Raw genomic sequence first — 8552 nt, forward strand, 5'->3', positions numbered from 1 at the left:
CAGCCGCCTCCCGCTACACGTCCTGGTCAAGCCAGAACTCAATATCCGTCAGCACCACCAGCCCCAGAATGCCCACCACCGCGCAGTGGATAACCATGGCCAGCGTGTTAAAAGCCACATGGGCCGAGGCATCCTGAAACCACTGGTAGCACGCCGTGCCGCCGACCGCCATCGTCCAGGCCATCCACAGGCCCAAATACAGGCCATGATGCCGCATCAGGTACTGCACGACGACCCTGCCTTTCCCTTCATAGCGCCGCCCCGCTCGCGGCGTCTCGTCACGCTCGTATCATAGAGGTTTTCGCGTGAAGAAGGGATCAAGAAGCGTAATGAGAGGATAAAGATGGCATAAAGAGGGAGTGTTCTTGTAGGGATATGTAGCAGGGCTGCGCCGATGGGTAGATATGGAGCGAGTCGCGGTGCTATCTCAAAAGACAGAGCTATCTAATAAAAATATCCGTCATCACCATCGCCGGAAGCTTAATCACCATCGCCGGAAGCTTAATCACCATCGCCGGAAGCTTAATCACCATTATTTACCACAAAAACGTATATCTCGGCAGAACAATCATTGCAAACCTATGATGGTGATTCCGATAGGGCGGGTACCCTGTGCGGGCGGCACCAAGAGCTACGCGCCCTCACATGCTGTCACTTTCTTGCGCAGGGTTACACCCTCAACAGGTGTCACGTTTTTGTGCGGGGCTTCTCGATGCGGCATATGACGAAAGAACGGGTGCCAAGCTATGCACCGCATGTGAGATTGAGAGTCTCATCCACCTGGCCCATGCGGCGAAGGTGCCGCTAGTGTTTTGCTGGCCATATGCACGAACACCAGCTGCCAGCATTCGGCATGGGAATGCTTCAAATTGGGGGTTCGAAGGGGGCGACGCCCCCTCGTGGGGTTCCGAGGGGCTGGCCCCTCGGCGCCGCCCGCGCAGGGCATCCACCCACCGAACACGTACCACCGCTATCGCTGATGGGAAACACCTCGAAAAAGTGACACCATGTGAGGGGTGTAACCCCTCGCGGGGTTCCTAGGGGCTGGCCCCTAGGCGCCGCCCGCGCAGGGCATGCACCACCAACCACCTACCACCGCCATCACGGATGGGAAACCCATCAAAAAGTGACACCAGGTGCGGGGATGGCCCCTGGAGGCCAATTTTGGGCGTTCCTATACCGCTCGCTAATGGCTGATATTCGTGCACATGGCCAGTTTGCGCGAGCGGCACCTTCGCCGCATGGGCCGAGCGAGAAAAGGCTCCCTCTTCCCTTGGTGTCTTGGTGGTAAACGTGCTTCGCGTCTTCGCGTCTTCATGGTATTCGTCCCTCTTCTTCCCTTGGTGTCCTGGTGGTAAACATGCTTCCCAGCCTTGTGCGGTGCGCTACAATGGGCCTACTGGAAATATCAAGAGCATAAGGCGATAGGCATGCACACCCCAAGCACCCCCGGCGATTTCCCCGCCAACCCGATTGAGAAGCCGGGCTACCGGCTGGAGTTCCACGACGAGTTCGCCGACGCCGCGCTCGATGAGCGGCGCTGGGTGCCGCGCTACCTGCCGCAGTGGAGCAGCCGCGCGCAGGCCGCGCCGCGCTACCAGATCCGCGACGGCGCGCTGGTGCTGCAGATCGCCCACGATCAGGCCCCCTGGTGCCCCGAGTTCGACGGCCCCAACCGCTGCTCGTCGATCCAGACCGGGGTCTACGCCGGGCCGCTCGGCAGCGCCGTGGGCCAGCACCGCTTCAACCCCGCCTGCGTGGTGCGCGAAGAGCAGCCGCCCCAGCGCACCTACACCCCGCAGTACGGCTACTTCGAGCTGCGCGCGCGGGCCGTGGCCCACCCCAGCAACCTGGTGGCGCTGTGGATGATCGGCTACGAGGACGCGCCGGAGCGCTCCGCCGAGATCGCGATCATGGAGATCAAGGGCTGGCATGTCGCACCCCAGCGCCTGCCGCTCGGCTACGGCCTGCACCCCTGGGGCGACGCCAGCATCACCGACGCCTTCTTCGAGGATGAGCTGCCGCTCGACGCCACACAGTTCCACATCTACGCGGCGGAGTGGACGCCCACGCACATCGACTTCTACCTCGACAACCAGAAGATCCGCACGCTGCGCTAGTCGCCGCAGTACCCCATGCAGTTCATGCTGGGCATCTACGAGATCCCCAGCCAAGATCCATCGCCCGAGACCCGCGCGGCAGACTACCCCAAAGAGTTCGTCATCGATTACTTCCGCGCCTACCAGCCCGACGGAGGGTACGCCCAATAAAAAAGCGGCGCAGCGCCGCTTCTCAGGATGCTGGCCGCAGCTGCGGGCCAGCGGCCAGCTTGACGCCGCCCCGCCATCCTGGGATACTACTAGGCACAAACCCACACCCAGGAAACGAGGAGCACCCCATGAGCATTGATTTGCCCATCCCCACGGCATTCACCGCCGCAGTCGCCACGCGCACCTACGAGATCGCGCGGGCGGGCACGCCCAGCACGCTTGTGGTCGAGATCGGGCAGCCCATCCAGGATGTGCCCACCGTGAGCGGGTACGACTGGCGCTGCCCTGTGCGCATCAGCGAGGGGGGCGTGACCCGCGACCTGCGGGCCTGCGGCGTGGACTCGTTCCAGGCGCTACAGCTTGGCCTGCAGGTGGCGCAGCAGGAGGTGGAGCAGGTCGCCGCCGAGCCAGGCGCGGCAGTCGCGCTCTTCGGCGAACCGCTGTAGGCGCTGGAATGGCACCAACCGCACTGCGAGGAAAGAACGAACAAGAGGCGCACGCTGCCGAAGGCGTCGGCGGCGTACCACGGCGCGAAAACCGTTTACCACCAAGATGCCAACACACCAAGGGGACAAACGACGCTACAACAGGCGCGGAGCCATGCGGGAGGCCGACCCACGCGCTGCCTGCGGTCGCCCCGACGCGGGCGATGCGTGGGCGCGAGGGTGCCACAGGGCCGCTCGCCGCACGCGCTGCGCCACAGCTTCGTCACGCTGGCCATCCGGGGCGGGGCCAGCGTCACCCAGGCCCAGGCGGCGGCCCGCCACAAGGACCCGCGCACGACCATGCGGTATGCGCATGACTTGCAGAACTTGGATGATAACGCGGTGGATTATGTGAAATTCTAGTACGAGAACGCATGGGGGCTGTAAGCGCATCTTCACTGAGCACGCCAGTGGTGCCCAGCGGGATCGTCCTGAACTGAAGGCCACTCTAGACTATCTGCGCGCGGGTGACACGCTGCAATCGCAACAGGTCGAACTGCGTTGCTTACCGAGCAGATCGACACGGCCACCGGCGGTGGCTGCCATCTTCCACCTGTTTGGTGCGCTTGCCGCGTTCGAGCGGGCGGTCATCCGCGAGCGGACCAGCGCAGGATTGCAGGCCGCACGGGCGCGCAGTGAGGCGGGCGGGCGGCCCACCCACCGCACCGCGCGCGATCTCCAGATGGCGCGCCATATGTTCCCGTCATCTACCCGGTGGCCGCAGCGGGATCATAGAAAACCGTGAGCAGACCCAGCAAGGTATGAAAGTGGGGGGGCTTTACACGATTCCGCTTAACCGGATTTTCCGTTCCATTGCTCCCGGACCCCCTAGGTCGCATCCGTTGGTGCAGGAGCCTGGGTTATCGGGGTCAAGGTGCTCAGGATATTCGCCGTTTTCGCGTCGATCTCGAGCTGTCCAAGCACCAGGCCCTGCACCGTGGACCACGCGCTGACCAGATGGAGGGGCGACCGGGCAATGGCCGCATCATGCGTCCGGCGCAAGGTCTTGCCATCAATGGCGACCACATCATCGGGGAGGTGCTGGCCAAGCGCGTGGACCCAGGCACGAAAACACGTTTGGAAGGCCACCGGATCAAGGCGGGCAAACATCCGGGCAAACGTATCATGCGAGGGGATGCCATTGGGCAGGTCTCAAAAGGTGCGCAGCCAAGCCGCTTTGTCGGTACCAAAATCGGCAATATCAACCCAGGTATCCGCATTGGCGACCATGGCGCAGAGCGTAATCGTCAAAATGTCCGTCAGGAGATGGCGCTTACAACGATCAATGCGCGGGTCTGGCAGATCAGAGAAATACACACTTATCGTTGTTGGTAGGCCCATCATCCTATTCCTTTCAGTACCGCACATTCATTGCTGTTCATACGAGATCATACCATAAACGGCTGATTCATAATGCGTTTGCCCTGAAGTACTAGCTAATCGAAAACCAAGCGCACATTTTTAACTTGTGATTTTATTGCAAATCCTATTGCATTGTAAAGGGCATTAAGCTCATCGATTGTTGATTCCTCTTCATACCACCATGTGTTTACAGGCTTCTTTACCTTGAATAAATTAATCAACATTCCCACATCATGATATAGTAATAGCGCATCTGTCCATGTGCTGTCTAACATATCTATCATATGAATAAACTCATCTTCACTAATATTTTCATGTGGGTTCTCTTCAATGTATCTTGAATAATCGTTTTTACCATAATCCCACAAATAAGGGTAACAAGAGTGGAATAAACGATGAGTGCATTGATTAAGAATATCCATAGTTATATTCATGGAATATATCCATTGAGTAATTTGATCTTCCGAATCATGATCGCTATCTCCGCTAAAAAATACCGAAATTGGTACTATAAATGAATTCAAAGCCCTGCCAGCGTACGCATTCTCATTCAACATGATATCAATGAATTCGCCTTGATCTGTTTCAAGCATAGCAGTCACACCCATAGAAGTCTCCTTGTTTGAAAGTATAATAGGTCTGTATTATGGTATTTCAATCCCACCTTTTTGCTGAAGTTTTTGGCGGGCACGATTGTCTATATTATTAGATTCTAAAAGATATGTTAAAGGAAGATGTGCTTTTGATTCTTGGACAACATTATTTATGGTTTTATCAGGGATAGGACCTACAGACCATTTTACTTCTATGTAGTTAATAGTACCAAAACCATTCACCTGAAGATCAAAGTATTTCGCAGTAGAATTAGCTCTGCTAAGCATGCCCATCCTCGCATAATATATAGTTCTTTCAGCCTCGAATTTACGGCCCATTAACTGATATTTTCGCCAAGGAACTGTGTTGGATTGTGTTTGAGCATTGTTTAATTGGCTTATTTGACCTTGTATACCTTGAATATAATGATAAGTTTGTAAGTCGGCAATGATATTGTTGGTGTTTCTCCCTGGCGCATTATATGGACCTACATCTCTAAAATAAAAATGAGAATCTTGCGCATCCGATGTTGTGTCCGTTGCGCATGGCGGAATAGGTATCGATGAAGCAACAATCAGCCCAGCCGTGATACCTGCTGCAATCTTCGCACCGCGCCCCAACCCAGAGGGAGGCTCACCTGGACCTTCATTATTTCCCTCAGGCATAAGAACAAGGGTCGTATCATCTTTCGTGCCTGTATCTGTTGAAGGCGGGGCGCTCGGTTGGAACGAATTGATCAGGTTTTGAACCGGTGGTACAAGGCAGCTTTGTTGGGCGCACTCAACCGCTTTCGCCGTTGCATAGACGCCCAACGCAAGACCACCAGCAAGTAAGGTATAGCCAATCGCGGCACATACAATGGTATCGATAACGATACCAAGGATACACCGCCCGCTCGGGTCGGTGAACCCCGTCGGCTGGTTGTAGGCGTACATGTACGGCGCGAGGCTGGCGGGGCTGGCCGGGTCGCCCGCGTAGGGGTCGACGCTGGCGAAGCTGCCGCTGGCGGCATTGTACCACCGCGCGCGCAGGTGCACGCTGCTGCCCTGCTGGAGCTCGCCCGTGAAGCCGAAGCGGGCGACCGCGCCGCGCTCCACCTGGCCCCACGGGTCGTCGTCGATGCTGCTCAGGGCCGCGCCGGTGTCGCTCGTGGTCAGGCGCACGCTGCCCAGCGCGTCGGCGGCGTACCACGTGCGGGCGGTCGTGCTCACCTCCGCCAAGCGGTCCGCGCCATACACGTAGTCCGTCCCCAACGTCTGTATGACCTGCGGCAGCGCCAGCGCCACGTCCTGCGTGTACGTGATCGTCCCGCTCTGCATCAGCACGCCGTCGCCGTTGTACCGCTGTGTCACGCCGTTCAGCGCGATCACGCGGTCGAGGTCGTCGTAGCCGTAGGTGGTGGTGCCGTCGCTCGTCAGGCGGCCCTTCAGGTCATAGGTCCAGCCATCGACTTGGTTGGCCGCGTTGTAGGTCTTGCCGCCGTCGGTGCGGTTGCCCACCACGTCGTAGCGATAGGTGTAGTCGGTCCCGGTGCTGGCGTCGGCTGTTTCCAGACGCCCCAGGCCGTCGTAGGCGTAGTCAATCGTGCGGCTGTGGTCGGGCAGGGTCTCGCGCACCTGGGTGCGCTGGCCCAGGGCATTGACCGTGTAGCCGAAGCTGGCCAGCGTCACGTTCGTGCTGGTCTGCGTGGTCGTCAGCGTGCGCAGCCGGTCGGCCCCGTCGAAGCCGTAGGTGGTCTGCGTGCCGTTGCCGCGCTGCACCGTGTCGGGCCGCCCCACGGTGTCGTAGCGGTAGCTGGCTGGAGGCGCGATCCCATCTGACCGAGCTATTCACCAGCGCCGGGCTAGAGAAGACCCTGGCCCAGCACCGCGCGCCGCACGCGCTGCGGCACCGCTTCGTCACGCTGGCCATCTGGGGCGGGGCCAGCGTCACCCAGGCCCAGGCGGCGGCGCGCCACAAGGACCCGCGCACGACGATGCGGTATGCGCACGATTTGCAGAATTTGGATGACAACGCCGTGGATTATGTGAAGTTTTAAGGGAGGGAGAGCGCGGTGGTGATGGTGGTGAGGCGCATGCTGCCCAACTCATCGGCGCGCTGGGGGCGGGTGGGATGGATCACACTGTTGAGGGTTATTACCTTGATGGAGATGCTCTTTGGCTTTTGGCCTCCGTCCACGCGTCCAAATCATGCATTGCCTGCCAAAAATGCTTGTTTGTCTAAGCCAATAAACGATTATATATTCTGCTCAGCAATCAAAGTTTAATCAATCTGATGATATCATTCCATATGCTTGATATATCTTCTTGAGAATACACACTGTAATGTATCTCCTCCTTTATTATCATATCTATAAGTGTGCGGCTGATCTGGTTCCTTTGTAATAAAATAGGATTTTCTGTTACTAGATCATATTTACAGAGATAACCAGGTGTGTCTGTATCATTCAAAAATAACCATGGTATATCAACCGGAAGCAAAGACATACCTTTTGCTATATTAAAACATTTCACTAAATCATTTACCTGAGATATGATATTATCGTCCCTTAAATCGCCTTCCTCTGACGGTAAAACCCCGGAATATACATAACACAATATATCTGTGTTCTCCAATATTTTATTTTGAATAAACCTATCACCTAATATAGATCCTGACGATAATGTTATCTTGAAATTTATATCGTTATAATAAACATCTATGTTCCTTATAGTACCATAGTCGTAGGTTTCATAAAAATCATCGTGGTGATCTGATAAAGCTAGGAGTGTGGACACTAGTTTACTGATCGCCGTTGCCTCGATACGAGATCCATAAAATGATATTTTTTTCATATCACCCCACTATATATTATTCACCTGATTATAATAAACTACCCCATAGGTCTATGAGTTTCTGATACTCTTCTTCAGTGAATGTATCAAATCCCCTATATAAGTCAGTCCATTCTGGCAACTTAACCAATCCAGATTGACTCATGCGAGCGTTATCAAGGTTAAGAAATAAGGCAGGATCAGTAATAGTCCCATCTTCATTTCTAACAGCGAAGTGATGTCTACCATATTTACTCATTGGGTTAAATATCTTACCAGATTTTCCAATAGACCTCAGATAATCTAAATCATTATCAATAATTCTAGTTCCTCTAACATACTCTCGTGGATTACAACCAATAGCGTATGCTGTAGCAGCATATCCACATTCTATGGTCCCCTGGCCTCCTGGTATTGCGCGAACACGAAACGGATCACGTGCCTCCAGCACCTGCGGCCCATGCACCTGCTCTCCTGGGTCCATTGGCGGGGTGCGGAACGAGGACCAATCGAATGGCCCATTGAGGCTGAAGCCCTCCTGATCCGGGCAGGATGGCCCAGGCAGCGGGAAGCCCGAGACGATATCCTTTATTGACGGTTGGAGTGGCGTTGGCCCGCTGGGCGGAAGCTCAAGTGTGGGTGCGGGATCGGTATTCCCTGTATGGACTGGCCCCATCAACCCATCAAGCGAGAAGGGGTTCCCCGTTAGGGTATAGCCTTGTCCACCATGCAACACATAGGCCGTTCCACGGGCGAGGTTCGCACGATAGGTTTCGGCATTGCTATCCCCCGTATATTGCCAGATCGTTATCCCTCCCAGCACCAGGACAGAAGCCCCCAATGCGAGGGTTGTGCCCGCAACAACCCCAACAGCACACAGCGTTGCCGAAACGGGGTCAGCACACCGCCCGCTCGGGTCGGTGAACCCGGTCGGCTGGTTGTACGCGTACATGTACGGCGCGAGGCTGGCGGGGCTGGCCGGGTCGCCCGCGTAGGGGTCAACGCTGGCGAAGCTGCCGCTGGAGGTA

Annotated in this window: 11 protein-coding genes and 1 pseudogene; 5 read left to right on the top strand and 7 right to left on the bottom strand. The window is 56.2% G+C overall.

The genetic code is table 11. The annotated features are described in order from the left end of the window. Positions 1-13 precede the first annotated feature (13 nt). On the bottom strand, positions 14-217 hold the full coding sequence (locus tag F8S13_02935; protein KAB8146050.1) for a hypothetical protein: 204 nt from the start codon (positions 215-217) through the stop codon (positions 14-16). A gap of 1213 nt (positions 218-1430) precedes the next feature. On the opposite strand from F8S13_02935, the pseudogene F8S13_02940 reads away from it, so the two are divergent. From F8S13_02940 to F8S13_02955, 4 genes and pseudogenes are all read left to right on the top strand, one after another. Then, positions 1431-2270, top strand: a pseudogene (locus F8S13_02940) (glycoside hydrolase family 16 protein). 128 nt (positions 2271-2398) lie between these two features. Then, the gene (locus tag F8S13_02945) at positions 2399-2716 is read left to right on the top strand and encodes a hypothetical protein (GenBank protein ID KAB8146051.1); all 318 of its coding nucleotides are present in this window, start codon (positions 2399-2401) and stop codon (positions 2714-2716) included. A 3-nt stretch (positions 2717-2719) separates the two neighbouring features. Beyond that, complete coding sequence (locus F8S13_02950; GenBank protein ID KAB8146052.1) at positions 2720-3118, top strand: tyrosine-type recombinase/integrase; 399 nt, start codon at positions 2720-2722, stop codon at positions 3116-3118. 28 nt (positions 3119-3146) lie between these two features. Further along, on the top strand, positions 3147-3500 hold the full coding sequence (locus F8S13_02955; GenBank protein KAB8146095.1) for a hypothetical protein: 354 nt from the start codon (positions 3147-3149) through the stop codon (positions 3498-3500). Positions 3501-3583: 83 nt separating this feature from the next. Here the strand turns inward: F8S13_02955 and F8S13_02960 are convergent, their stop codons facing one another. The 4 genes from F8S13_02960 to F8S13_02975 all read right to left on the bottom strand — a co-directional run bounded on the left by F8S13_02960 (position 3584) and on the right by F8S13_02975 (position 6471). Beyond that, a complete protein-coding gene (locus F8S13_02960) occupies positions 3584-3865 on the bottom strand; it encodes an ISAs1 family transposase (GenBank protein KAB8146053.1) in 282 nt (93 codons plus the stop codon). 42 nt (positions 3866-3907) lie between these two features. After that, positions 3908-4123, bottom strand: coding sequence for a transposase family protein (locus tag F8S13_02965; protein ID KAB8146054.1), 216 nt, complete (start codon positions 4121-4123; stop codon positions 3908-3910). Between the two features lie 68 nt (positions 4124-4191). Then, on the bottom strand, positions 4192-4725 hold the full coding sequence (locus F8S13_02970) for a hypothetical protein (protein KAB8146055.1): 534 nt from the start codon (positions 4723-4725) through the stop codon (positions 4192-4194). Between the two features lie 36 nt (positions 4726-4761). Beyond that, positions 4762-6471, bottom strand: coding sequence for a hypothetical protein (locus F8S13_02975; GenBank protein KAB8146056.1), 1710 nt, complete (start codon positions 6469-6471; stop codon positions 4762-4764). Between the two features lie 38 nt (positions 6472-6509). Here F8S13_02975 and F8S13_02980 point away from each other — a divergent pair, with 38 nt between their 5' ends. Continuing rightward, positions 6510-6749 carry a tyrosine-type recombinase/integrase gene (locus tag F8S13_02980; protein KAB8146096.1) on the top strand — a complete coding sequence of 80 codons (240 nt, stop codon included), beginning with the start codon at positions 6510-6512 and terminating at the stop codon, positions 6747-6749. 217 nt (positions 6750-6966) lie between these two features. Here F8S13_02980 and F8S13_02985 read toward each other — a convergent pair whose 3' ends face one another. Then, positions 6967-7488, bottom strand: coding sequence for a hypothetical protein (locus F8S13_02985; protein KAB8146057.1), 522 nt, complete (start codon positions 7486-7488; stop codon positions 6967-6969). 85 nt (positions 7489-7573) lie between these two features. Then, the gene (locus tag F8S13_02990) at positions 7574-7990 is read right to left on the bottom strand and encodes a hypothetical protein (protein KAB8146058.1); all 417 of its coding nucleotides are present in this window, start codon (positions 7988-7990) and stop codon (positions 7574-7576) included. Positions 7991-8552: the final 562 nt, after the last annotated feature.

This window comes from Chloroflexia bacterium SDU3-3 (assembly GCA_009268125.1).
GTDB lineage: Bacteria > Chloroflexota > Chloroflexia > Chloroflexales > Roseiflexaceae > SDU3-3.

Excerpts from the sequence above, each read along its gene's own strand:
- F8S13_02945 (KAB8146051.1), top strand. The coding sequence starts at position 2,399 with ATGAGCATTGATTTGCCCATCCCCACGGCATTCACCGCCGCAGTCGCC.
- F8S13_02960 (KAB8146053.1), bottom strand. The coding sequence starts at position 3,865 with ATGTTTGCCCGCCTTGATCCGGTGGCCTTCCAAACGTGTTTTCGTGCC.
- F8S13_02965 (KAB8146054.1), bottom strand. The coding sequence starts at position 4,123 with ATGTGCGGTACTGAAAGGAATAGGATGATGGGCCTACCAACAACGATA.
- F8S13_02970 (KAB8146055.1), bottom strand. The coding sequence starts at position 4,725 with ATGGGTGTGACTGCTATGCTTGAAACAGATCAAGGCGAATTCATTGAT.
- F8S13_02935 (KAB8146050.1), bottom strand. The coding sequence starts at position 217 with ATGCGGCATCATGGCCTGTATTTGGGCCTGTGGATGGCCTGGACGATG.